At 73.7% G+C, this 22732-nt stretch carries 22 protein-coding genes; 12 read left to right on the top strand and 10 right to left on the bottom strand.

Annotated elements, in window-relative coordinates; all coding sequences use genetic code 11:
* Positions 1 to 9 precede the first annotated feature (9 nt).
* The 6 genes from AB0L25_RS22530 (at position 10) to AB0L25_RS22505 (ending at position 7253) form a co-directional block, all read left to right on the top strand.
* Entirely contained in the window at positions 10 to 1242 is a 1233-nt protein-coding gene (locus AB0L25_RS22530) for a PP2C family protein-serine/threonine phosphatase (protein WP_500174601.1), read from the top strand.
* On the top strand, positions 1239 to 2585 hold the full coding sequence (locus AB0L25_RS22525; RefSeq protein WP_500174600.1) for a vWA domain-containing protein: 1347 nt from the start codon (positions 1239 to 1241) through the stop codon (positions 2583 to 2585). Before AB0L25_RS22530 ends, AB0L25_RS22525 begins: the two co-directional genes overlap by 4 nt.
* A gap of 2 nt (positions 2586 to 2587) precedes the next feature.
* The gene (locus AB0L25_RS22520; RefSeq protein ID WP_500174599.1) at positions 2588 to 3376 is read left to right on the top strand and encodes an FHA domain-containing protein; all 789 of its coding nucleotides are present in this window, start codon (positions 2588 to 2590) and stop codon (positions 3374 to 3376) included.
* Positions 3373 to 4911: a GlnX family signal transduction membrane protein gene (locus AB0L25_RS22515; protein ID WP_500174598.1), complete on the top strand. Its 1539-nt coding sequence runs from the start codon at positions 3373 to 3375 to the stop codon at positions 4909 to 4911. The genes AB0L25_RS22520 and AB0L25_RS22515 overlap by 4 nt, the downstream gene beginning before the upstream one ends.
* An 11-nt stretch (positions 4912 to 4922) precedes the next feature.
* The gene (locus AB0L25_RS22510) at positions 4923 to 5807 is read left to right on the top strand and encodes a glutamate ABC transporter substrate-binding protein (protein WP_500174674.1); all 885 of its coding nucleotides are present in this window, start codon (positions 4923 to 4925) and stop codon (positions 5805 to 5807) included.
* Positions 5808 to 5975: 168 nt separating this feature from the next.
* Complete coding sequence (locus AB0L25_RS22505) at positions 5976 to 7253, top strand: hypothetical protein (protein ID WP_500174597.1); 1278 nt, start codon at positions 5976 to 5978, stop codon at positions 7251 to 7253.
* Here AB0L25_RS22505 and AB0L25_RS22500 read toward each other — a convergent pair.
* Positions 7228 to 7986, bottom strand: coding sequence for a hypothetical protein (locus tag AB0L25_RS22500; protein ID WP_500174596.1), 759 nt, complete (start codon positions 7984 to 7986; stop codon positions 7228 to 7230). The two genes, AB0L25_RS22505 and AB0L25_RS22500, sit on opposite strands and share 26 nt — an antisense overlap.
* 136 nt (positions 7987 to 8122) lie before the next feature.
* Between AB0L25_RS22500 and AB0L25_RS22495 the strand changes: the two genes are divergently transcribed.
* Positions 8123 to 8641, top strand: coding sequence for a PH domain-containing protein (locus tag AB0L25_RS22495; RefSeq protein ID WP_500174595.1), 519 nt, complete (start codon positions 8123 to 8125; stop codon positions 8639 to 8641).
* A 13-nt stretch (positions 8642 to 8654) separates the two neighbouring features.
* Here AB0L25_RS22495 and AB0L25_RS22490 read toward each other — a convergent pair whose 3' ends face one another.
* The 5 genes from AB0L25_RS22490 to AB0L25_RS22470 are packed head-to-tail and all read right to left on the bottom strand — an operon-like array spanning position 8655 to position 14110.
* The gene (locus tag AB0L25_RS22490; RefSeq protein ID WP_500174594.1) at positions 8655 to 10094 is read right to left on the bottom strand and encodes an NAD(P)/FAD-dependent oxidoreductase; all 1440 of its coding nucleotides are present in this window, start codon (positions 10092 to 10094) and stop codon (positions 8655 to 8657) included.
* Complete coding sequence (locus tag AB0L25_RS22485) at positions 10091 to 10909, bottom strand: ABC transporter permease (RefSeq protein WP_500174593.1); 819 nt, start codon at positions 10907 to 10909, stop codon at positions 10091 to 10093. Before AB0L25_RS22485 ends, AB0L25_RS22490 begins: the two co-directional genes overlap by 4 nt.
* Positions 10906 to 11760 (bottom strand): ABC transporter permease, encoded by an 855-nt coding sequence (locus tag AB0L25_RS22480; protein WP_500174592.1) that lies wholly within the window; start codon positions 11758 to 11760, stop codon positions 10906 to 10908. The genes AB0L25_RS22485 and AB0L25_RS22480 overlap by 4 nt, the downstream gene beginning before the upstream one ends.
* Positions 11760 to 12917, bottom strand: coding sequence for an ABC transporter substrate-binding protein (locus AB0L25_RS22475; RefSeq protein WP_500174591.1), 1158 nt, complete (start codon positions 12915 to 12917; stop codon positions 11760 to 11762). The genes AB0L25_RS22480 and AB0L25_RS22475 overlap by 1 nt, the downstream gene beginning before the upstream one ends.
* Positions 12914 to 14110, bottom strand: coding sequence for an ABC transporter ATP-binding protein (locus AB0L25_RS22470; RefSeq protein ID WP_500174590.1), 1197 nt, complete (start codon positions 14108 to 14110; stop codon positions 12914 to 12916). The genes AB0L25_RS22475 and AB0L25_RS22470 overlap by 4 nt, the downstream gene beginning before the upstream one ends.
* A gap of 114 nt (positions 14111 to 14224) precedes the next feature.
* Here AB0L25_RS22470 and AB0L25_RS22465 point away from each other — a divergent pair, with 114 nt between their 5' ends.
* A complete protein-coding gene (locus tag AB0L25_RS22465; protein ID WP_500174589.1) occupies positions 14225 to 14482 on the top strand; it encodes a type II toxin -antitoxin system TacA 1-like antitoxin in 258 nt (85 codons plus the stop codon).
* A gap of 458 nt (positions 14483 to 14940) precedes the next feature.
* Here AB0L25_RS22465 and AB0L25_RS22460 read toward each other — a convergent pair whose 3' ends face one another.
* Positions 14941 to 15573, bottom strand: coding sequence for a TetR/AcrR family transcriptional regulator (locus AB0L25_RS22460; protein ID WP_500174588.1), 633 nt, complete (start codon positions 15571 to 15573; stop codon positions 14941 to 14943).
* A gap of 106 nt (positions 15574 to 15679) precedes the next feature.
* On the opposite strand from AB0L25_RS22460, the gene AB0L25_RS22455 reads away from it, so the two are divergent.
* The 4 genes from AB0L25_RS22455 to AB0L25_RS22440 all read left to right on the top strand — a co-directional run bounded on the left by AB0L25_RS22455 (position 15680) and on the right by AB0L25_RS22440 (position 20032).
* Entirely contained in the window at positions 15680 to 17740 is a 2061-nt protein-coding gene (locus AB0L25_RS22455) for a HelD family protein (RefSeq protein WP_500174587.1), read from the top strand.
* A gap of 60 nt (positions 17741 to 17800) precedes the next feature.
* Complete coding sequence (locus AB0L25_RS22450) at positions 17801 to 18226, top strand: HIT family protein (protein ID WP_500174586.1); 426 nt, start codon at positions 17801 to 17803, stop codon at positions 18224 to 18226.
* Between the two features lie 352 nt (positions 18227 to 18578).
* Entirely contained in the window at positions 18579 to 19346 is a 768-nt protein-coding gene (locus AB0L25_RS22445; protein ID WP_500174585.1) for an ABC transporter ATP-binding protein, read from the top strand.
* On the top strand, positions 19343 to 20032 hold the full coding sequence (locus tag AB0L25_RS22440; protein WP_500174584.1) for a hypothetical protein: 690 nt from the start codon (positions 19343 to 19345) through the stop codon (positions 20030 to 20032). Before AB0L25_RS22445 ends, AB0L25_RS22440 begins: the two co-directional genes overlap by 4 nt.
* Positions 20033 to 20042: 10 nt before the next feature.
* On the opposite strand, the gene AB0L25_RS22435 is transcribed toward AB0L25_RS22440, so the two are convergent.
* The 3 genes from AB0L25_RS22435 to rlmN form a co-directional block, all read right to left on the bottom strand.
* Entirely contained in the window at positions 20043 to 20870 is an 828-nt protein-coding gene (locus AB0L25_RS22435; RefSeq protein WP_500174583.1) for a YwqG family protein, read from the bottom strand.
* Between the two features lie 63 nt (positions 20871 to 20933).
* Complete coding sequence (locus AB0L25_RS22430; protein WP_500174582.1) at positions 20934 to 21446, bottom strand: DivIVA domain-containing protein; 513 nt, start codon at positions 21444 to 21446, stop codon at positions 20934 to 20936.
* Between the two features lie 56 nt (positions 21447 to 21502).
* The gene (gene rlmN / locus AB0L25_RS22425; protein ID WP_500174581.1) at positions 21503 to 22669 is read right to left on the bottom strand and encodes a dual-specificity RNA methyltransferase RlmN; all 1167 of its coding nucleotides are present in this window, start codon (positions 22667 to 22669) and stop codon (positions 21503 to 21505) included.
* Between the last annotated feature and the right edge of the window lie 63 nt (positions 22670 to 22732).

The following is a 22732-nucleotide window of genomic DNA, read 5'->3' as shown; positions in this document are numbered from 1 at the left end:
GACGACGCCGTGACCCACGACAAGACAGGTGCCAAGGCCGCGGAGCTCTCCTGCCCCGCCTGCGGCGAGATGGTGTACGCGGGCGACGCGTTCTGCGAGGGGTGCGGGCACCGCCTCGGCGACGCGCCGGTGCCGGCACCGGCGACCGCGGGCGCGGCGGTCCGCGAGGGCCGGGAGGGACGCACCTTCCGGATCAGCACGGCGTCGCTCGCGCGCCGCCGCGCCGCGACCGCGCCGCCCTGCACGGGGTGCGGCGGCACCGCGATCGACGGCGACGGCTACTGCGAGAACTGCGGGCTCCGGCAGCCCGCCGACCGCGACCACGTGGAGGCGACGCTGCCCGCGGACGCCGGCGCCGGGGCGCTCGCCGCCGCCGGGGTGAGCGACCGCGGCCTGCGCTACAGCCGCAACGAGGACGCGCTCGCCCTCGCCGTCCACGCCGCCGGGATCGCGGCCGTGGTGTCGGACGGGGTGGGGTCGTCGCAGCGTCCCGAGGAGGCGTCCCGCGCGGCGGCCGACACCGGCGCCGCCGAGCTGGCGTCCCGGCTGGACGCGGGCGCGGACCCCGCGGACGCCACGCGCGCGGCGGCGCTGGCGGCGGCGCGGGCCGTCGCGGCGCTGGCCGCGTCCGAGGACGACGCCCCGTCGTGCACCTACGTCTCGGCCGTGACCCGCGACGGGACCGTCACCGTCGGGTGGGTCGGCGACAGCCGCGCCTACTGGCTCGCCGCCGACGAGACCGGCGACGCGGGCGGGCAGTCCATCCCGGACGAGCGGGCCGGACGGGACGGGCGGAACGGCTCGGCCGACGAGCAGGCCGGGCCGGTCGAGCTCGCGGCGTCCAGGCGGCTCACCGAGGACGACTCCTGGGCCGCGATCATGGTCGCCGAGGGCGCGCTGACCGAGGCCGAGGCCGAGGCGCACCCGAACGCGCACGTCATCACGGCGTGGCTCGGCGCGGACGCCGGGGACGTCGCCCCGCACGTCGCGTCGTTCCGCCCGTCCGGCCCGGGCACGCTGCTGGTCTGCAGCGACGGGCTGTGGAACTACTTCCCCGCCGCCGGGGACCTGCGGGCGCTCCTGCCCGGCGATCCCGCCGCCGATCCCGCGGCCGATCCGCTGGGCGCCGCCCGGACGCTGGTGCGGCACGCCCTCGACGCGGGCGGCCGGGACAACATCACCGTGGCCGTGGTCCCCCTCCCCTCCCCCGACCGTTCCCCGAGCACGGAGCAGCATCGATGAGCGAGCAGCCGCAGTTCACCGTCAAGGTCGACCAGAACAAGTACCTGCCCGAGGGCGGCCGCGAGGTGCACGCCATCGTCTCGGTCGAGGCGAGCGCCGCGGGCGGGGAGGGCGGCGCGGTCCTCGCCGCCGGGCCCGCGACCCGCGCGTCCGAGGTCGTCATCATCGACACGTCCGGCTCGATGTCCTACCCGGACACCAAGCTGCGGGCCGCCGTCGAGGCCGCGCAGGTCGCCGTGGACACGCTGCGGGACGGCGTCGAGTTCGCGGTCGTGTCCGGTTCGAACGTCGCGACGATGGTGTTCCCGGAGCGGCCCGGGCTCGTCCCGGCGAACGACGAGAACCGCCGGCTGGCCAAGGAGGCGCTCGGCCGGCTGCGCGCGTCCGGCGGCACCGCGATCGGGTCGTGGCTGCGGCTGGCCGACGAGCTGTTCGCCGACCGGGAGGGCATCCGGCACGCGATCCTGCTGACCGACGGCAAGAACCAGCACGAGACGCCCGAGCAGCTCGACGCCGTCCTGTTCCGCTGCGAGGGCCGCTTCATCTGCGACTGCCGGGGCGTCGGCACCGACTGGGAGGTCGCCGAGCTGCGCAAGGTGTCGTCGGCGCTGCTCGGCAGCGTCGACATCGTCCGCGACCCGGCCGAGCTCGTCGCCGACTTCCAGGCGATGACGGAGGCGGCGATGGGCAAGTCCGTCGCGGACGTGGCGCTGCGCCTGCAGACCCCGCAGACGGCGCAGCTGAAGTTCGTCAAGCAGGTCCTGCCGACGGTGGAGGACCTGACCGGCCGCCGCGTCGAGGTGTCGCCGCAGGCCGGCGACTACCCGCTCGGCGCGTGGGGCGAGGAGAGCCGCGACTACCACGTGTGCGTGGAGCTGCCGCCCGGCGAGGTCGGCAAGGTGCTGCGCGCGGTGTGGGTCAAGCTCGTCGTGCCGGGTCCGCCCGGGGAGGAGGCGCAGGTCCTCGCGACCGGCAACGTCCTCGCCGAGTGGACGGACGACGAGGCGCGCTCCACGCGGATCAACGAGCGGGTCGCGCACTACACCGGGCAGGCGGAGCTGGCCGTCGCGATCCAGGAGGGCCTCCAGGCCCGCGAGCGCGGCGACGAGGACACCGCGACGGCGCGGCTCGGCCGGGCGGTCGTGCTCGCCGACGCGGCCGGCAACGAGGAGATCACCTCGCTGCTGCGCAAGGTCGTGGACGTCGTGGATCCCGCCACCGGCACCGTCCGGCTGAAGAAGAACGTCGACAAGGCCGACGAGATGTCGCTCGACACGCGGTCCACCAAGACCGTCCGCACCCGGAAGGACGAGACCGTCAACAACCGCGCCCAGAAGGGCTGAGCATGGCGATCTGCCCGAGCGGCCACACCTCGCAGTCGGCGGACTTCTGCGACGTGTGCGGCACGCCCATCGGCGCCGGGGCCGCGCCGTCCTCCGGCGGGCCGGGCGCGGGCGCGTCCGGCGCGTCCGGCGGGAGCGGGCCGGACGGCGGCACGCCGTGCCCCGACTGCGGCCTGCCCGGCACCGACCGGTTCTGCGAGGGCTGCGGCTACGACTTCGTCGCGGGCGGCGGCCGCCCCACGCGCGATCTCGAACGTCCGCCCGCCGCCCCGCCGCCGCCCCCCGCGACGCCCGCGTCGTCTTCGTCGTCCACGCCGTCTTCGTCGCCTTCGTCGCCCGCGTCGACGTCGGGCCCGGCGACGGGGTCGTCCCCGGCGGCCGAGTGGACGGCCGTCGTCGACGCCGACCGCGAGTACTTCAACGCCGTCCTCGCCGAGGAGGGGCCGGACTCGGGGTCGCTGGTGTTCCCGCCGTACGCGCCGCGGCGGCGGATCCCGCTGGCGTCCGGGCAGGTCCGCATCGGCCGGCGCAGCTCCACGCAGCCGACGCCGCCCGAGATCGACCTGCGGGAGCCGCCGGAGGACCCGGGCGTCTCGAAGGTCCACGCGGTGCTCCTGGCCAAGCCGGACGGGTCGTGGACGCTCGTCGACCCGGGCTCCACCAACCGCACGTACCTGAACGGGTCCATGGACCCGATCCCGCTGAACACGGAGGTTCCGGTGGCCGAGGGAGACCGGATCCACGTGGGCGCGTGGACCACCATCACGCTGACCCGAGGGGAGGCGCCGTGACCGCCGTCGAGCGGACGGCCGCACCGGCGGCCCCGGACGCGCCCGGCGCGGCGAACGCGCCGCAGGCGCCCGACCGGGCGGAACCGCCCGCGCGCCCGCCGTCCTCGCGGCGCCTGCTGTCGCCGCCCGTCCCGGCGCCGACCGGGCTGCGCCGGATCCTGCCGCGCACCGCCGCGTCCCGCGTCCGCGCCCTGTCGGCGCTGGTCGTCGTCGTGCTGCTGGCGCTCCTCGCGGTCACCGCGGCGACGATCGCGCAGGCCCGCGAGGGGATGCGGGTGATCGGGCACGACGCGGGCCCGCAGGTCGTCGCGACGGGCGACCTGTACTCCCAGCTCACCGACATGGACGCGCAGCTGGCGAACGCCCTGCTCGCCGGCGACTCCGAGCCCGCGGTGCGGGCCGAGGCGCTGGAGCTGTACGACATGAACCGGCTGCGGGCCGGGGAGGCGCTGATCGAGGCCGCCAAGCTCGCCGACGACCCCACCGAGGAGGACACCGCCCGCGCGCTGCTGGACGCGCTCGCCCGCTACGAGCGGCTCGCCGGGCAGGCGCTGCAGCTGGAGCGGCGGACGCAGCACCAGGCGGGGCCGCCGCCGGAGGAGGTCCTGGCGGTCTACCGCGAGGCGACCGACCTGATGAAGCTGGACCTGCTGCCGAAGGCGTACAACCTCACGCTCGACAACGGCGCGCTCGTCCGCGACACCTACGAGCGGCAGCGGTCGGCGGTGCTCACCGGCCTGGCCTGGGTGGTCGCGGTGGGCGCCCTGCTGCTGGCGGCGCTGATCGTGCTGCAGGTGTTCCTCGCGGTGCGGTTCCGGCGGCTGCTGAACGTGGGCGCCGTCCTGGCGACGGCCGGCGCGCTCGCCCTGGTGGCGGCGAGCGGCCTCATGCTGTGGGGGCAGGCGGAGAGCCTGCGCAAGGCCAAGGAACAGGGGTTCGACTCGATCCTGGCCCTGTCGCGCACGCGCGCCATCAGCAACAACGCCGCCGCCGACCAGACCCGGTACCTGCTCGACCCGGAACGGACCGACACCTACGAGCAGGTCTATCTGAGCAAGTCGCAGACCGTCCTCTACGTGGGCGCCGGGAACCTCGCCGAGTACAACACGGCCGTGCAGAACGTGAAGTACGAGCCGGGCCGCAGCGACTTCCTCGGGTTCCTCGGCACCGAGGACGGCCGTCCGGTCCAGGACGCGGCGACGCGCTCGCGCGTCGCCGGCATCTTCAAGACCGTGATCTCGGAGTACCAGCGGTTCCAGCAGCTCGACCACCAGATGCGCGGGCTCGTCGAGAGCGACCGCCGCGCGGAGGCCGTCCGGACGCGCGGGGAGCTGACCGCGCAGTTCCGGCAGTACGACCAGGCCCTGCAGGAGCTCGAGGAGATCCGCCGGGCCGCGTTCGAGGAGTCCGTCCAGGAGGGCGACGCGGGCAACCGCGGCTGGTACGGCGTGCTGCCGATCGCGGGCGTCGTCATCGTCGTATTCCTGCTCGCCGGGGTCTGGCCCCGCCTGTCGGAGTACCGGTGGTCGAAGTGAGAGGACGGACGATGCGGCGCTGCGCGAACGCGGGCGGGACCGGGCGGGCGCGGCGCGCGGGGGCCGCGCTGCTCGGGGCGGCGGCGCTGCTCGCCACCGCCGCCTGCGGCGTCGGCTCCGCCGACGCCGAGTCGGTCGCCGCGGCCGAGGAACTGGTCATCGGGGTCAACCGGGACCAGCCGGGCGTCGGCCTGCGGGTCGCCGACGGCGACTCCTACGACGCGTTCCAGGGCTTCGACATCCGCGTCGCCAAGGAGATCGCCCGCAACCTCGGCGTCAACGCCGCGAACGTGCGGTTCCGGGAGGTGACCTCCGACAACCGGGAGGAGCTCCTCGCGGACGGCGAGGTCGACCTGGTCGTCGCCAGCTACTCGATCACCCCCGATCGGAAGCGGGACGTACTGTTCGCCGGTCCCTACTACGTCGCGCACCAGGACCTCATGGTGCGCGCGGCCGACGCCACCGCGATCCGCAGCATCCACGACCTGGCGAACAAGAAGGTGTGCCGGGTGGACGGGTCGACGTCGTTCCCGCGCATCAGGGAGGAGCAGGGCGTCCTGGCCGACCCCTTCGACGCCGGCGGCTACGGCGAGTGCCTGGAGCTGCTCGTCCAGGGACGGCTCGACGCGGTGTCCACCGACGACCTGATCCTCGCGGGGCTGGCGCGGGAGGCGGCCGCCGACGGCCACGCGATGCGGATCGTGAACGCCCCCATCTCGGACGAACGGTACGGCGTCGCGCTCCGGCGGGGCGACGTGGACGGCTGCGAGGCCGTCAACGAGGCGATCACGCGGATGTACCAGGACGACACGATCCCGATCCACCTGGAACGGTGGTTCGGCCCGACCGAGCTGAACCTGGCGAAGACCGTTCCCCAGTTCGAGGGCTGCGAGTGATCCGCGACGATCGGCCGGAGACGGAACGCGCAGGCGTTTCAAGACGGATGAGTCCGTCAGGTCAGTGAGATCAGTCGGTTACGTAAGTTCCGGTCAGCGCACATGATCGTAAGTTATGGTCGCGATCTATATCCGTTCCGGTAATCGCCACCCGGCCCGAGGAGTGCCATGACGACGGTCGTCCTGATCGTGATGTGCGTCGTGGTCGGGGCCCTGGAACTCTACGCGGGCAGGCAGAGCCGGAACCAGGCCCGCGCGTTCACCCGCCGGGTCGACGAGCTGAACGAGCAGGTGACCAAGCAGAACAACGTCCTGGTTACGGTCGGCGAGCAGCTCACCGCCGAGCTCGCCCGGGTGAAGCGGGACGTGCTGCCCACCCTCGACGACCGCGTCCGCCGCACCACCGGCCGCGTCGAAGAGCTCGCGGACGTCGTGCACCGCGCGGACGAGTTCGTCCGCACCCAGGCGGGGCGGCTGCGCGACCTGGAGCAGCAGCGCATCACGCTCGCCGCGCTGCGCCGGAAGCTGGCGGAGGTCGAGACGTCGGTGCGCGACGTCGCCGGGTCCGGCGGCGGCGACGCGTCGGCGGACGTGCGCGAGCAGGTCGACACCGCGCTGGAGCGGCTCGCCGACCTCGAACGCGGCGGCGCGGAGATCCTGGAGCTGCAGCGCACCCTCACCCGCACGCTGGAGGACGTCGAGGACATCGTCGCCGAGCTGCTGCAGTTCACCGAGGGGGCGCTCGACGACGCCGTCACGGCCGCGCTGACCGGCGGCGCGCCCCGGGCCCTGCCCGCCGGCTCCGGCGGCGTCCCCGGCGGCCTGCCCGGGGGCGCGCCGGGCGGCGATCCGCGCGACGCGGCCGTCACCGCGACGGGACGGCTGTGGACCCGCGACGACCAGCTCGAGGACATCCTCACCGACGTCTACGAGCGGTGCGTCCGCGCGAACCGGCTGAGCGTCCGGTTCCGCACGGCCGAGGGCGCGGACGGCCTGGAGCCGGGCTCGCCCGAGCGCCGCCGGTACTTCCTCGGCGGGCAGCTCCCCGACGACCTCGCCGGCGCGTTCAGCGCGCTGCTCATCTCGACCGGCGCCGACCTGCCGCACGGCGGGCTCGCCGGGAACGGCGGCGGGCGGCGCGGCCTCGCCCGGGTCGAGCCCGGCATGCCCGCGGGCGTGGAGCCGGCGCGCCCGCCCGAGGACGAGGCGGCGCTGAAGGCGCTGCTGCGCACCCTCGCCGAATGCTCCGGCGGCGTCGCGCAGATCGGCCCGCTGATGGCCGTCCGCACCCGGGACGAGCTGGTGTGCGCGGTCCTGACCGCCGGGCAGTCGCTCGAACTGGAGAGCGACGAGGTGTTCTGGGATCCCGCCGCGGCCGCCGTCCGCCTCCGCCGCCTGCCGTCCCACCAGCTGTGGGACCTCACCGCGTGGGCCGCGACCCCCTAGGCAGCGCGTGCGCCGCGACGCCGTAGGCCCGGACCGTCCGCTCCGCCGGGTCACCCATCCGGACGTACAGGGGGCAGCGGACCTCCCGCGTCACCGGGTCGACCTCCGCGCACAGCCCGACGCCCGCGGCCCGGTCGAGGAACACGACGTTCTCGACCGCGCGGGCCCCGCGCACCGCGTACGGGACGGAGTCGGCGTCGCCCGTGTCGAACAGCTCCTCGAAGGTGAGCCGCCGCGCGAACCGCAGCAGGACGGCCGCGTCCACGACGCGGCTGCCGACGGCCGCCGACGGACCCGCCACCACGATGCCGAAGCTGGGGTTCTCCCGCCCCCGCACGTAGATCTCCCGGTCGGGCTCCAGGCCGCGGCGCCGGTCGGGCACCTGGAGCCCGAACCCCGCCTCGCCGTCCAGGAACGCGGGCGGGCCGAAGCCGTCCCCCGCCCGGCCCGGGACGCGCGCCGCCCCGGCGGGACGCTCCCAGCCGGGCAGGTACACGCCGAGGCCGCGCAGCAGCAGCCGCCAAATGGGCCGCACCGTCACGTCGGGCGTGAAGTCGACGTCCGGGGTGAAGTCCACGCGGGTCTCGGCCACCGGGTCGGGCGCCCGGTCGGGCACCGGGCGCGCACGGGGTGCCGTCCCGCCGCCCGCGCCTCCGGGCGCGCCTCCGCTCGTCCCGCCGCCCATGCCGCCGCCCATGCCGCCGCCCGCACCGCCGCCCGCACCGCCGCCCATGCCGACCATCATCAGGCGCCGCCCCGCCGCGCACAACCGGGTCGCGGACGCCCGCCGTCCTCACCGTGCGGCCCCTGCACCGGCGGCGGGCGGTCGGCTACCTTTGAAGCATCCGGATCATGACGAGGACGCCGCCGTGAATCTGCAGGACATGATGGTGCACCGCGACAACTCGACGCGGACCGTCGACCGCTACCTGATGGGCCACGAGGGACGCGTCATCGCGGTGCGGCGCCATCCGGCCGTGCTGCTACCGCCCGTCGTCGCGTTCGTCGCCGGGCTCATCGTCTGCGGCGCCGCCGCCACCGTCACCGGCGTGTTCTGGCTCTGGTGGCTGTGGCTGGTGCCCATCGGCTACCTGCTGTGGAAGGTCATCGCCTGGTCGCTGGAGTTCTTCCTCGTCACCGAGCACCGCGTCATGGTGATCAGAGGCGTGCTCAACCGGACGGTCGCGATGATGCCGCTGGCGAAGGTCACCGACATCAACCTGGAGCGCTCGGTCATCGGCCAGATGCTCGGCTACGGCGAGTTCGTGATGGAGTCGGCGGGGCAGAAGCAGGCGCTGCGCAACGTCGGGTTCATGCCGTACCCGGAGCAGCTCTACCTGGAGGTGTCGTCGGTCATCTTCGGCACCATCGACGAGTCCCCCGACTGACCCGGCGGCCCCGTCAGCTGCCGAACCCGGCGCCGATGCGGTCGAGCGCGCGCAGCCACGGTCCGCGGCGCCCGCCCTCCCGGTCGGCCCGCGCCAGCGCCCGCCGCGTCAGCGCGATCGTCCCGTACCGCAGCGGCTCCGGCGGGAACGGGACGGGCTTGTCCCGCACCATCGCCAGGCGCGTGCGCTCCGTCTCCTCGCCGGGACGGAGCCCGACGCGCAGGAGGTCGAGCATGACGTCCGCGCCGAACCGGGTCGCGCCGACGCCCAGGCCGGTGTAGCCCGCCGCGTACGCGAGCCGGGCGTCGTGCGCGGTGCCGAAGAACGCGCAGAACCGGGTGCAGGTGTCGACCACCCCGCCCCACGCGTGCGCGAACCGGACGCCCTCCAGCTGCGGGAACGTGGTGAAGAAGTTCCGCGCGAGCGCCGCGAACGCGGCGGGGCGGCGCTCCAGGCGGGCACCGATCCGGCCGCCGAAGTGGTACACCGCGTCGTACCCGCCCCACACGATCCGGCCGTCCGCCGTCAGCCGGTAGTAGTGGTAGCGGTTGCCGCTGTCGCCCACGCCCTGCCGGCGCCGCCACCCGACGGCGTCCCGCCGCGCCCGCGACAGCGGCTCGGTGACCAGCGCGTACTCGTACACGGGGACGACGAACCCGCGCATCCGCCGCAGCAGCGGCGGGAACGCGCCGGTCGCCAGCGCCACCCGGTGCGCCCCGACCGCCCCGTGCGCGCCGTCCAGCCGCAGCCGCCCGCCGTCCGGGCGCAGCCCCGTCACGCGGGTGTTCTCGAAGATCCGCACGCCCAGCGAGCGGCACGCCTCCGCCAGGCCCCGCGCCAGCTTCGCCGGGTGCACGAGCGCGACCGCGTGCCGGTCCCACAGCCCGGCGAGGTACGTCGGGGAGTCCACCTCGGCGCGGACACCGTCGCGGCCCAGCAGGATCGGCTCCCAGCCGAGCTCGAAGGCGTTCTCCGCCTCCTCCTCCAGGAGCGGCACCTGCCACTCCTGCGTCGCGACGGTCAGCTGCCCGGTCGCGTCCCACTCCGCGTCGATGCCGTACCGGGTGAGCGTCGCCGCGATGGCCTGGAGGTTCTCCCAGCCGAGCCGCTCCAGCGTCTCCATGTCGTCCGGCCACCGCCCGACGCCGTTGAGGAGGCCGTGCGTGAGGCTGGCCGAGCAGAACCCGCCGTTGCGGCCGGACGCCGCCGCACCGACCCGGCCCGCCTCCAGGACGACGACGTCCAGCGACGGGTCGCGCTCCTTGGCCCGCAGGGCCGTCCACAGCCCGCCGTAGCCGCCGCCGACGACCGCGAGGTCGCACGCCCGGCGGCCGGTCAGCACCGGCCCCGGGTCGGGCCGCGCGGCGCCCGCCGTCCAGAACGGGACGGGCTCCGCGTCCGCCAGCGCCCTCGCCACGTCGACGGCCGCGCCCATGTGCGTTCCTCTCCTCATCCGTCGTCCCTTCCCGGCCGGGACGGCCCGGCGGCGCGGCGGAACGTGCGCCGGGCCGAGCCGATCGCGACGAGCGCCCCGGCGGCGAAGATCAGCGTTCCCAGCACGTTGACCTGCGGCGGCGTCCCCGTCCGCGTCGACCCGTACACCCACAGCGGGAACGTCACGGTCGCGCCGCCGGTGAAGCTCGTGACCACGAAGTCGTCCACGGACAGGACGAACGCCAGCAGCGCGCCCGCCGCCACCCCCGGCCGGATCATCGGCAGCGTGACCAGCCGGAACCGCGTCCACGGACCGGCCCCCAGGTCCCGCGCGGCCTCCCCCACCGCCGGGTCGAGCCCGACCGCCCGGGCCCGGACCGTCACCGTCACGAACGCCAGCGAGAACATCACGTGCCCGGCCAGGATCGTCAGGTGGCCGCGCGGCACCCCGAACGTGACGAACATCGACAGCAGCGACGCGCCCATCACGAGCTCCGGGCAGGCGATCGCCGTGAACAGCAGCAGATCCGCCGCCCGCCGCCCCCGGAACCGGTACCGGGCGAGCGCCAGCCCCGCGCACGTCCCGGCGACCGTCGTCACGGCCGTGCTCGCCAGCGCGATCACCAGCGAGTCGGCCAGCGACCGGGTGAGGTCGCTCCGGTCGAACAGGTGCGCGTACCACCTGAGCGTGAAGCCCTCCCAGCGGACGTTCTGCTTGCCCTGCACGTCGTTGAACCCGAAGAGGATCATGACCGCGATCGGCAGCACGAGCCACCCGATCAGCAGCAGCGTCCAGACGTGCAGCGCGTCGACGCGGCGCCCGGCGCGCCTCATCGCGCGGCCTCCAGGACGTCGCGCGTCCCCAGCGTCCGCGCGTACACGAAGATCGCGACGAGCAGGATCGCCGTCAGCGTGAACGACAGCGCGGACGCCACCGGGTAGGCGCCGGTCTCGAAGTACTCGGCCCGGATCACGTTGCCGATCATGGTGTCGCCCGGCCCGCCCAGCACCTCGGCGTTCACGAAGTCGGCCGACGCCGGGACGAACGTCATGATCGCCCCCGCGAACACGCCGGGCAGCGACAGCGGCAGCACCACCCGTCCGAACGCCTGCGCGCGCCCCGCGTACAGGTCGCGCGCGGCCTCGACCGTCCGCGGGTCGATCCGGGCCAGCGCCGCGTAGATCGGCAGGACCATGAACGGCAGGAAGTTGTAGGCGAGCCCCGCCACGACGGCGACCCCCGTGTCGAGCACGTGGAAGCCCGCCGGAAGCAGCCCGTGGTCGCGCAGCGGCCCGAGGACCGGGCCGTTGTCGGACAGCACGTGCCGCCACGCCACCGTGCGCAGGACGAACGAGACGAAGTACGGCGACAGCATCAGCAGCAGGTACGTCGTCCTCCAGCGGCCCGCGCGGAAGGCGATCCAGTAAGCCGCCGGATAGCCCAGCACGACGCACACCGCCGTCGCCAGGAATCCGTACCACAGCGAACGGGCGAACGTCCCGCCGTACGTGGACAGCCCGTCGGCGTAGTTCTGCCAGTGCAGCGTCTGCCGGAAACCGTCGACGAGGTTCCCCGACTGCAAGGACAGCGACACCATGAACGACAGCGGGACCACGAAGAAGGCCAGCAGCCACAGCCCCGCGGGCAGGACCATCAGATAGGGCGCGAACCGGCCGCGGCCCATCAAGCGCCCCTGACGACGGCCTGGAACGTCTTCTGGTAGACGGCGGCCTCGTCCTGGGAGAGCCGCCGGTAGTGGCGCAGCCGCGCCATGTCGCTCTGGGAGGGGAAGACCAGCGGGCTCTTGCTCAATCTGGTGAGGTTTTCCTTTTCCTCCCCGGTTGCGGCGGACGCGTGCCGGGCAACGATGTCCTGCACCTCCGGCACCGGCGTGATGTAGTTGACGAACTCAGTCAGCGGCGCGTTGTTCTCGGGCACGTACAGCCAGTCCATGAGGGCGAGCGCGTCGACCGGGTTCTCGGCGGTCACGGGGACGCACAGGTTGTCCGTCCAGATCGTCCCGCCCTCCTCGGGGACGACGAACTTCACGTCCGGGCTCGTCAGGCTGTAGACGTCCCCGGACCACGCCATGGTCAGCCACACGTCGCCCTTGCTGACCGCGTCCACATAGTTCTGCTCGTAGTACTTGCGGACGATCCCCGAATCCCGCTGCTCCCGCAGTTTCCCGGCCGCCCGTTCCCAGTCGGCCCGCGTCGACTTCTCCGGGTCGATCCCCAGGTGAAACATCCCGAAGTTGCCCAGCTCCTGGGAGTCGCTCATCATCCCGACGCGGCCCTTGTAGCGGGCGTCGAACAACTGCGCGATGCTCGTGATCTCCTCGTCGACGTACTTCGTGTTGTACGCGATCCCCGTGATCCCCGCCTGGTACGGAACGGTGAACTCGTTGCCCGGATCGTACGAGGGATCCTTGAAGCCCGGCCCCGCGTGCGCCGCGAAGCTCTTCAGCCGACCGTGGTCGAGCGGCGCCAGATAGCCCAGCCGGCGGCACCGTTCCAGATGGATCCCGTTCGTCATCACCATCAGGTCGAACCCGATCGACTGCCCCGCCGCCAGCGGAGCCTGGATCTTGCCGAACCACGGGCCCATCTCCTGGATGACCTCCCGGTAGGTCACCTCGATGCCCGCGTCCGCCTCGAACGCCTCGATCGTCGCACGGTCGTCCTGCATGTACCCCGGCCAGTTCGCCCAGCGGAGCCGCCCGTTCCGCGACCTCCCCGACCAGAACTCGCCCCCGTCCACCGACTCCCCGCGTCCCTCGACGCCGCACGCGGCCAGCAGCAGCCCCGCCCCCGACAGCCGCAGGACGTCGCGGCGCCTCACCTCGCGCCGCCCATCGCCCCGTCGCCGCACGCCCCGCCGTGCGCCGCGGAACCGCCGACGGCCGTCTCGCCGGTCGTCTCGCCGGTCGTCTCGCCGGTCGTCTCGCCGGTCGTCCCCGTGCTGGTGCCGATCACGTACGAGTGCCGCGGCTCCCACGACAGCCACACCCCGTCGCCCCGATCGGCCGCGGGCGCGAACGTGTCCGCGTTCTGCACGAGCACCGACACCTCCGCGCCCGCCGTCGTCCGAACCCCGTACCTCGTCGACGGCCCCTGGTACACGACGTCCGTCACCGTCCCGCGGACCCTGCACAACCGCGCCGGGGGCTCGTCCACCGCCAGCCGCACCTTCTCCGGGCGCACCGTCACCTCGAGCCGCGTCCCGACCGCCGCACCCGGCACCTCGATCCGCCCGTCCGTCCCGTGCCCGATCACCGCGACGCCGCCCGACGCCTCGACGACCTCGCCGTCCAGCACGTTCGACGTCCCCATGAACCCGGCCGCGAACCGCGTCGCGGGCCGCTCGTACACGTCCCGCGGCGTCCCCACCTGCTCGACGCGCCCCTCGTTCATGACCGCCAACCGGTCCGACATCGTCAACGCCTCCCCCTGGTCGTGCGTCACGTACACGAACGTCACGCCGACGTCCCGCTGCAGCCGCTTCAGCTCGTCCTGCATCGCCTGCCGCAACCGCAGGTCGAGCGCCCCCAGCGGCTCGTCCAGCAGCAGCGCCCGGGGACGGTTCACCAGCGCCCGCGCCAGCGCGACCCGCTGCTGCTGACCGCCGGACAGCTCCGCGGGCCGCCGCCGCTCCCGTCCCGACAGATCGACCATCTCGAGCATCTCCCCGACCCGCGCGCGGACCTCCGCCCGCCCCGCGCCCCGCCGCCGCAGCCCGAACGCCACGTTGTCGAAGACGCTCATGTGCGGGAACAGCGCGTACGACTGGAACACCATGTTGACGTCGCGCCGCTCCGCCGGGATCCCGTTGACGCCGCGCCCGTCCAGCCGGACCTCGCCCGCCGACGGCTCCTCGAACCCGGCGACCATCCGCAGCAGCGTCGTCTTCCCGCACCCCGACGGGCCGAGCAGCGAGAAGAACTCCCCCGGCGCCACGGCCAGGTCCACGCCCCGCACCGCGGCCGTCCGCCCGTAGGACTTCTCCACCCCGGCGAGCTCGATGGCCGGAACCACGATCAACCTCCTTCGGACGAACAATTCGCTTCGGGCGATTCTCGTCCCTATTGGGGATGTCCGGACAACGCCCCCGGGCGTACGTTGAGGTGCCGAAGAGGAAGGAGGCCGTCCATGCAGCCGTCGGTTCACCACGACCTTCCCCGCGCCCACGACGACCACATCCACCTCCACACGTCCGCGGAAGCGCATCTCGCCATCCGCAAGGCCGCGGCCCTCATCGGCTGGACGGTCCCCGAGTACGTCCTCTCGGCCGCGCTCGACCGCGCCGAGCGGGACCTCTACGCGCACGCGGCCCTCCACGACGCCCCCGACGATCCGGTCGACCGCTCCCCCGACCCGTACATGGCCATAGCCCAAGCCCTCGGCTGACCCCCGCCACCAGCTCGCCCCAAGCCCCACCCAGGCCCCCGCCTGCCCTCGAACCCCTGGCGTCATCGGCCCACACCGGGAGAGACAAGCCGTCAAGGGCCGCAGGCGTCCCGGCACAGCGGAGCACGGCCCGCACGGCGGAGGCACCAGCAAGCCCGCAGCGACGCAACGTCGCGCCAGCGTGGTCGCCATCGCGAGCGCGCTGGCGCGTCGCTCGCGCCGCGCGGCCGACTCCCCGACGGCCCGACCGTCTCGCACGCCAGGGCGATGCTGTCTCTCCTCGTGGCACAGCGGCGACCTGCCAACGCTGCCCCTGGCAAGAGCACTGCACCACCAGGCGCCCGCATAGCCAGGCCGGGGCCGGGAACCGGGGCCGAGAACCGGGGCCGAGAACCGGGGACCGGGAACCGGGGACCGGGAACTGAGGGCCGGGGAACTGGGAAACCGGGGGACCCGGGTCAGGCGAATCGTGGCGCCAGGCCGTGTTCCAGCAGATCGAACGCGGCCTCGGCGCGCGCGGTGGCTTCGGGATAGACGTCGTCGGCACTGCGTCCGGCGCGCATGTCGCGGACGTTGCGGTCCCCCAGGACCCGCTGGGTGCCGAAGATTTGCGCCGCGGCGACCAGCGGGACGACGTCGTCGCCGGGAAGGGCCTCGGCGAGCGCGTCGGCGAGGGCCGACTCGGCGCGCAGCATGTAGGCGGTCAGCCGGGTGATCAGGGAGGGCGTCGAGTACAGCAGGTTGTGGAACACGAGCACCTGCGGGGTGTCGTTCAGGCCGGTGACGGGGTCGCGGCGGTCGAGGCCGTCGAGGAAACGGCGGCGCAGCGCGGTGAGCGGCGACTCGCCGGGGGCCCTCCCCCGGACGATCCTGGCCGGTTCGTCCTCGTGGTCGATGAAGCGGTGCAACACAAGGTCCTCTTTGGACGGGAAGTACGCGAAGAGGGTCGGTTTGGACACCTCCGCGGCGGCCGCGATGTCGGCGACCGTCACGCGGTCGAACCCCGACTCCTGGAACAGCGCGATCGCGGCCTCCGAGATCGCCTCGCGGACGCGCTGCTTCTTGCGCTCCCTCAGCCCCGGCTCGGTCATGCGTCCACCGTAACAGCGCCCGTTACCCGGACAAGAATCTGACCCGGTTATAAACTTGACCGGGTTAAATTATAGTCCGAGCACATGACACCGACGGAGGACGACGATGGACGACACGGCGGCGCCCGCCGAGATCCGAGCCGAGCGCGCGCACCTGCTTGCGTCCCGCGAGGCCCTGCGGCGGATGCGCGAGGACGTCCTCACCACGCGCACCGCCATCGGCGACGAGGTGGTGGACAAGTACACCAACGAGATCTTGCGCCAGGCCCGCGTGAAACGGGCGGAGGACCTCGCCGACGTCCCGAGGGTTCCGCTGTTCTTCGGTCGGCTGGACTATCCCCCGGGCGAGGTCTACGAGCACGGCTCCACCCCACCCGGAACCGGCGGAGACCTCGTCTACATCGGGCGGCGCGGCGTCCACGACGCCGCGGGCACGCCGATGGTCGTGGACTGGCGCGCCCCCATCGCGACCGCGTTCTACCGGGCCGGCCCGAAGGACCCCATGGGCGTGCGGGTCCGCCGCCGCTACGGCTTCGACCGCCGCGGCGAGCTGACCGCGTACGAGGACGAGCAGTTCCACGGCGGCTCCCCGGCGGACGGCCCGGGCACCCTGCTCGCCGCCGAGATGGAGCGGCCCCGCTCGGGACCCATGCGCGACATCGTCGCCACCATCCAGCCCGAACAGGACGAACTGGTGCGGGCCCCGCTCGAGCACACCCTGTGCGTGCAGGGCGCGCCCGGCACCGGGAAGACGGCCGTCGGCCTGCACCGCCTCGCCTACCTGCTGTACACCGAGCGCGACCGGCTGCGTCGCGGCGGAACCGCGATCGTCGGGCCGAACCGCTCGTTCCTGACCTACATCCGCGACGTCCTGCCCGCGCTGGGCGAGGTCGGCGTCGCGCAGGTGACTCTGGAGGAACTACTCGACCCCAACGGCACGGGCGCGCGACGCGAGGACGACGCCCCGGCCGCGCGGATCAAGGGCGACGCTCGAATGGCGGAGGTGATCCGGCGCGACCTGTGGTCGCAGCTCACCCCGCCCGCCGAGGACCTGGTCGTCCGGCGCAACGGGCGCCTCTGGCGGCTCCCCGTCGACGACCTCGGCGAGATGCTCGCCGAGGTCGCGGGCCGCGGGGTGTCCTACGGGGCCGGCCGCGAACTCCTCACCCAGCGGATCGCGAGCAGCGTGCTCTCTCGAATGGAGGCGCGCGGCGAGGGCTGCGACGAACGGACGCGCGCACAGGTGCGGCGTTCCCGAGACGTCGGGGCGGCGGTCACCGCGATGTGGCCCAAGGTCGACCCGGCCGGACTCGTCCTGGACCTCCTCACCGATCCCCGCCGACTCGCGCGCGCCGCCGACGGCGTCCTCGACCCGGCGGAGCAGACCGCCGTGCTTCTCCCTCACCGACCACGCGGACTCCGTTCGGCCCGGTGGTCCGCGGCCGACCTCGCGCTCATCGACGAGGCCGCCCACCTGGTGGAACGACGCGGCGGGCTGGCCCACGTGGTGATCGACGAGGCCCAGGACCTCAGCCCGATGCAGTGCCGCGCCCTCGCCCGCCGGGCCGCCGGGTCCTGCACGGTCCTGGGCGACCTCGCCCAGGCCACGAACCCGTCGGCGGTCCGAGACTGGCCCACGCTCCTGCACCACCTCGGCAAGCCGGACGGCCGGATCGTGGAACTCGACCGCGGACACCGGGTCCCCGCCCAGGTCATCGCCTACGCGGCCCGCCTGCTCCCCCGGATCGCCCCGGACCTGCGACCCCCCGGTTCCACCCGCCGGGGCACGCTCCAGATCACCCACGCGCCCGGAGACCTCGCGGCCGCGACCGTGCCCGCCTGCAAGGAGGCACTGGCCGCCGAGGGCTCCGTCGGCCTCATCGCCGCCGACTCCGACATCCTCGCCCTGCACCAAGCCCTGGACGGCGCCGGTCTGACCTCCGCCATCCTGAGCGAGGACACAGATGCGACAGGCGACGAAGGAGTGCTGTGCGTTCCGGCGTCCCTCGCGAAAGGGCTGGAGTTCGAGCACGTGATCGTCGCCGACCCGTCCCGCATCGTCCACGCCGAACCGCGCGGCCTGCACCGGCTCTACGTCGTCCTCACCCGCGCGGTCAGCACCCTCCGCATCGTCCACACCGAACGGCTGCCGGAGCCGCTGGCCTGACCCCGCCGACGGACCCGTCGCAGCGCCCCCGACCGCCTGCCGTCCGGCAGAATGCCACCCATGGCTGACTCCGGCGGCACCTGCGTCTTCTGCGAGATCGTGAAAGGGGAACGCCCCGCGCACATCGTCCTCGACACCCCGGACGCGATGGCGTTCCTCGACGCACGGCCGCTGTTCAAGGGCCACACCCTGCTGGTCCCCCGCACGCACCGCGAGACCCTGACCGACGTTCCCCCCGACGAACTCGGCCCTTTCTTCGCCCACGCGCAACGGCTCGCCGCCGCGATGGAGTCGGCCCTCGACGCCGCCGGATCCTTCGTGGCCATGAACAACCGGATCAGCCAAAGCGTCCCCCACTTGCACGTCCATGTCGTCCCCCGCAACCGCAAGGACGGTCTCCGCGGATTCTTCTGGCCCCGCCACAAATACGACTCCGACACGGAAGCCGCCGACTACGCCACCCGCCTGGCAACCGCACTCACCTAACCCCCACCCAACCCAACGTCCCCTCCCCAACCCAGCCGAGCAGAAGCGAACGAGCGCTCTGGCCAGGAGCAGCGCCAAGGCCTGTACAAACCCCGAGCAGGCGCCAGTCCGGGACACAACGACCGCGAAACAGCCCCAACGCGAGCACAGCAAGGCACGGGGCGGGGCCCCTGACCAGCACCAGGACAGGTCCGAAGCAGGCGCAGGGCCGGAGCAAGACAAGCGCGACACGGACCCCAAACGCGAGCCAGCGCGGCCCGGGACCCTGAACGCGCACAGGGCGAGCCCCTGGGCAGACCCCTGAGCAGGCGCGGCAGGTCCCGGGCGGGCGCGGGGCCGTGGGCGCGCGGGGGTGGGCTCTGGGTGGGGGCGGGCGGGGAGGCTTTGGCTTCGCTACAGTGCGGGCGTGCTCTTCGAGGGTGTGGCCTTCCGGTATCGGAGACGGGGCCCGTGGATTCTCAAGGACGTCGACCTCGCCTTGGAGGCGGGGCGCATCGTCGAGGTCACGGGACGCAACGGAGCGGGGAAGTCCACCTTTCTCCGGTTGGTCGCCGGGTTGCGGCGGCCAGGGAAAGGCTCGGTCCGGGGGCGGCCCGATCGGGTTGGGTACGCACCGGAACGGTTTCCGGTCGACCAGCCGTTCACGGTTCGTTCGTATCTGGCGCACATGGCCTCCATCAGGGGTTGCGGGGCGGACTCGGTCGGCGTGTGGGCGGAGCGGCTCGGTTTCGAGCGGCTGCTCGATGTGCGGTTGCCGGAGTTGTCCAAGGGCAGCGCGCAGAAGGTCGGGATCGCGCAGGCCCTTCTGGACGGCCCCGAACTCCTCGTGCTGGACGAGCCGTTCGCCGGGCTGGACGCCGCCACGCGCGACGCGCTCCCCGGGCTGATCGGCGACCTCGCCGCAGGCGGGACCACCGTCGTGGTCAGCGACCACCAGCGGTGCATCGAGCCGCTGCCCGATGTGGAGCGGTTGCGCGTGGCCGACGGCACGGTCGGCGCCTTGGACGTGACCGCACCCGCGTCGGCGATCCTTGAGGTCGTGGTCCCGGAGGAGGAGATCGACACCGTGGAGGCCAAGTTGCGCGCGGACGGCTACCGGGTGCGGAGGCCCGCGCGGTGATCGCGATCGCCCGCTTCCAGGCGGCGGCCTACGTCCGGTCGCTGCGCGTGCTGCATCCGCTGATCGTCGTCGTCCTCGTGGTGGCCCTGGTGCTGGCGCAGGGGCCGGGCGGGCCCGATGCGGCCGCTCTCGCGGTGGGCACGTTCGGTGACGTGGCGGCGTTCATGTTCCCGGTGTGGGCGTGGGCGGCGCGCGCCCTGCTGGACACGCAGCCGGACGAGCAGCGCGCCCTGACGGCCGCCGCGGCGAGGCATCGGTGGGCGCCCGTCTGGGCGGGGCTGCTCGCCGCCTACGGAGTGAATCTCTGCCTGGGGCTCGTGACATTGGCGGTTCCTCTCGTTCAGGCGGTGTCGTTGGGGTCGCCGGGGCGCGCGGTGGCCGCGGGGCTGGCGCTCAACGCGCTCGTGGCGGCCGCGGGCACGCTGCTCGGCGCGTGGACGAGCCGGGCCGTCCTCCCTTCTCCCGGGGTCTCGTTGCTGGCGCTGCTCGGCGGTGCGAGCGCGCTGGTGCTGCTCGGTCTCGGGCCGCTCTCGGCCGTCTCGGTTCCGATGATCGAGTGGCTGCGGGCGGTCCATGACGGCCCCGAGACGTTCGTCGCGGACTTCCCCGGCATCGCTGTGCATCTCGCGGTCTGGACGGCCCTGGTCGGCGCCGCCTACGTCGCGACCGACCGGTTCCGCTCCTGACGCCCGGCGGTCAGGCGGCTTGGACGGTCAGCCATGCTTCCTCCAGCGGATGTTCGGGACGCCCGCAGAAGTAGACGCGACCGGGATCGCCCCAGTACCAGCCGAGGCGCGGGTCCGAGTCGAGTTGCAGGAGGAGGTGCCATTCCTCGGCGGCACTCGCCTCCTCCGGAGTGAGGGCCGGGGATTTCGGGGTGTCGAGGGGGCGGCCGGTGGAGGCGTACAGGCAGTCGGGGCCGATCGGGCGCTGCACCAGGGCCGGCCAGCCGCCGAGTTGGTGGGCCGGGAGCCCGCCGGGACGGACGTGCCGCGACCACACGGCGTGCAGTTGCTCGTAGACGGCGAGCAGGCCCGGGTACCGCAGCTCCAGTCGGCGGACGGCCGGTTCCTGCGGTGACGGGAGGGACAGGAACGGCGCCGCGTGCAGGCGCGTCCGGGGGAAGGCCACCGCGCCGGGCGGCGGGGAGGCGCGTTCGACGGCACCGGTGAACACGCGCCAGCCGTCGCGCTGGGCGGACTCGTCGCCCCAGGGCCTCGGGATTTCGCTGGCGTAGTAGAAGGCGGCGGTCCCCTCGGCGGGGACCCCGGGGATCTCCCCGGACGCCGGGAGGTCGGCGAAGTCGATGGCGCCGAGGAAGTCCAGCGGGCGGCCGCGCCATGTCGGCCAGGGTTCGCCGGACGGAAGGAGCGGGACGCCGCCGAAGTGCACCGGGGTGCCGCCCTCCGCGGCGAGCCGGAGGGCGGGGCGGGTCAGGGGGAGCACGGCGGCGAGCATTTCGGGAGCGAGGAAGCGCTCGAACAGGTGACGCAGCCGCCTCCGCTGCGCGGTGAGATCGTCCATGCACACAGCGTTGCGCGCCGCGCACGGCGCCACCACCCCGCCGCGAAACTGTGGATAACTTCGTCAGCGGCGTTCGAGGGCGTCGGCGAGCCGGGCGAGGAAGTCGTCGACCTCCTGCACGTCGTAGCCGGGGCCGAGGCGGATCATGCGGAAGACGCAGGCGCGGACGTCGGCGGGCGTCACCGGCGGGGCGGCGCCGCGCAGGCCCGCGATGACGCGTTCCAGGAAGGCGTCGACGTCCCGGACGTCGTAGCCCACGCGCATGCGGACCGCGGGGAACCGCGCGTTCTCGATCCAGGAGATCAGCCAGCCCGGGTGGACGCGCGGACGTCCCGCCCGCTCGCCGATCGGCCCGGCGGCCTGCAGCTCGCGGATGCACTCGCAGACCAGTTCGTCCACCGTGCGGGGGTCGTAGCCGCGCATGACGATGTCGAAGCGGCGGGCGCGGACGTCGTCGGCGGTCAGCGGCGGGCCGCCGTTCAGCGCCCCGCCGATCTCCTCGAGCAGGGCGTCCACCTGAGCCCGGTCATAGCCCCGCAGGACGATCGGCGGCCGCGTTCCCTTCTTCCCCCGCACACGTGCTCCTCAGCGGATCCCCGCGTCCGCGGGTGCGGGGAGCACACCGCGGGCGCTCAGTCCCTGGTCGAGGCGGCCAGCTGCCCGCAGGCCCCGTCGATCTCCCTGCCCCGAGTGTCGCGCACCGTGACCGGGACCCCGTGGTGCTCCAGCCGCCGGACGAACTCACGTTCGTCCTCGGGCCGGGACGCGGTCCACTTGGAGCCCGGCGTCGGGTTCAACGGGATCAGATTGACGTGTGCGAGGTGCCCGCGCAAGAGCCTGCCGAGAAGATCCGCGCGCCACGCCTGGTCGTTGACGTCCTTGATCAGGGCGTACTCGATCGAGACGCGGCGGCCGCTGCGGTCGGCGTACGCCCACGCGGCATCCAGCACCTCGGCGACCTTCCAGCGGTTGTTGACCGGGACGAGGTCGTCGCGCAGCTCATCGTCGGGCGCGTGCAGGGACACGGCGAGCCGCACCGACATGTCCTCCGCGGCCAGCTTCTCGATGGCGGGGACGAGCCCGACGGTCGAGACGGTGACCGACCGCTGCGAGATGCCCAGCCCGGCGGGCGCCGGGTCGGTGATGCGGCGGACCGCGCCGATCACGGACTTGTAGTTCGCAAGAGGCTCGCCCATGCCCATGAACACGATGTTGGAGACGCGTCCAGGTCCGCCCGGGATACGCCCGCGGGCGAGTGCGCGCGCGCCCGCGGCGACCTGCTCGACGATCTCGGCGGTGGACAGGTTCCGGGTGAGCCCGGCCTGGCCGGTGGCACAGAACGGGCAGTTCATGCCGCACCCGGCCTGGGACGACACGCACATGGTGGCCCTGTCCGGGTAGCGCATCAGCACGGATTCGAACAGGACGCCGTCGAACGCCTTCCACACGGTCTTGAGCGTCTTGCCGCCGTCGCAGTCCATCTCGCGGACGGGCGTGATCAGCGACGGCAGCAGCGCGGACACGAGCCGGTCACGGGCCGCGGCCGGCAGGTCGGTCATCTCCGCGGGGTCGTCGACCAGCCGGGCGAAGTAGTGCCGCGACAGCTGGTCGGCCCGGAAGGGCTTCTCCCCCAGCTCGGCGACCGCCTCGCGGCGCTCCGCCGGGGCGAGGTCGGCGAGGTGCCGCGGCGGCTTGCCGCGCCGCGGGGCGGCGAAGACCAGCTTCGCCGGGGTCTTCTTGGGCGCGGACCCGGCCGGCTGCGCGGCGGTCCCGGTGGCGGGCTCGGTGGTGGCAGACATGGTCCTTCCAGTGTCGCAAACACCTGTGGGTGCCTCGTCCGTGCGACCGACCCGAACCCGAGG

Source organism: Spirillospora sp. NPDC052242 (genome assembly GCF_040679555.1).
Classification (GTDB): Bacteria; Actinomycetota; Actinomycetes; order Streptosporangiales; family Streptosporangiaceae; genus Spirillospora.
This window is presented reverse-complemented; position numbering and strand designations above follow the sequence as displayed.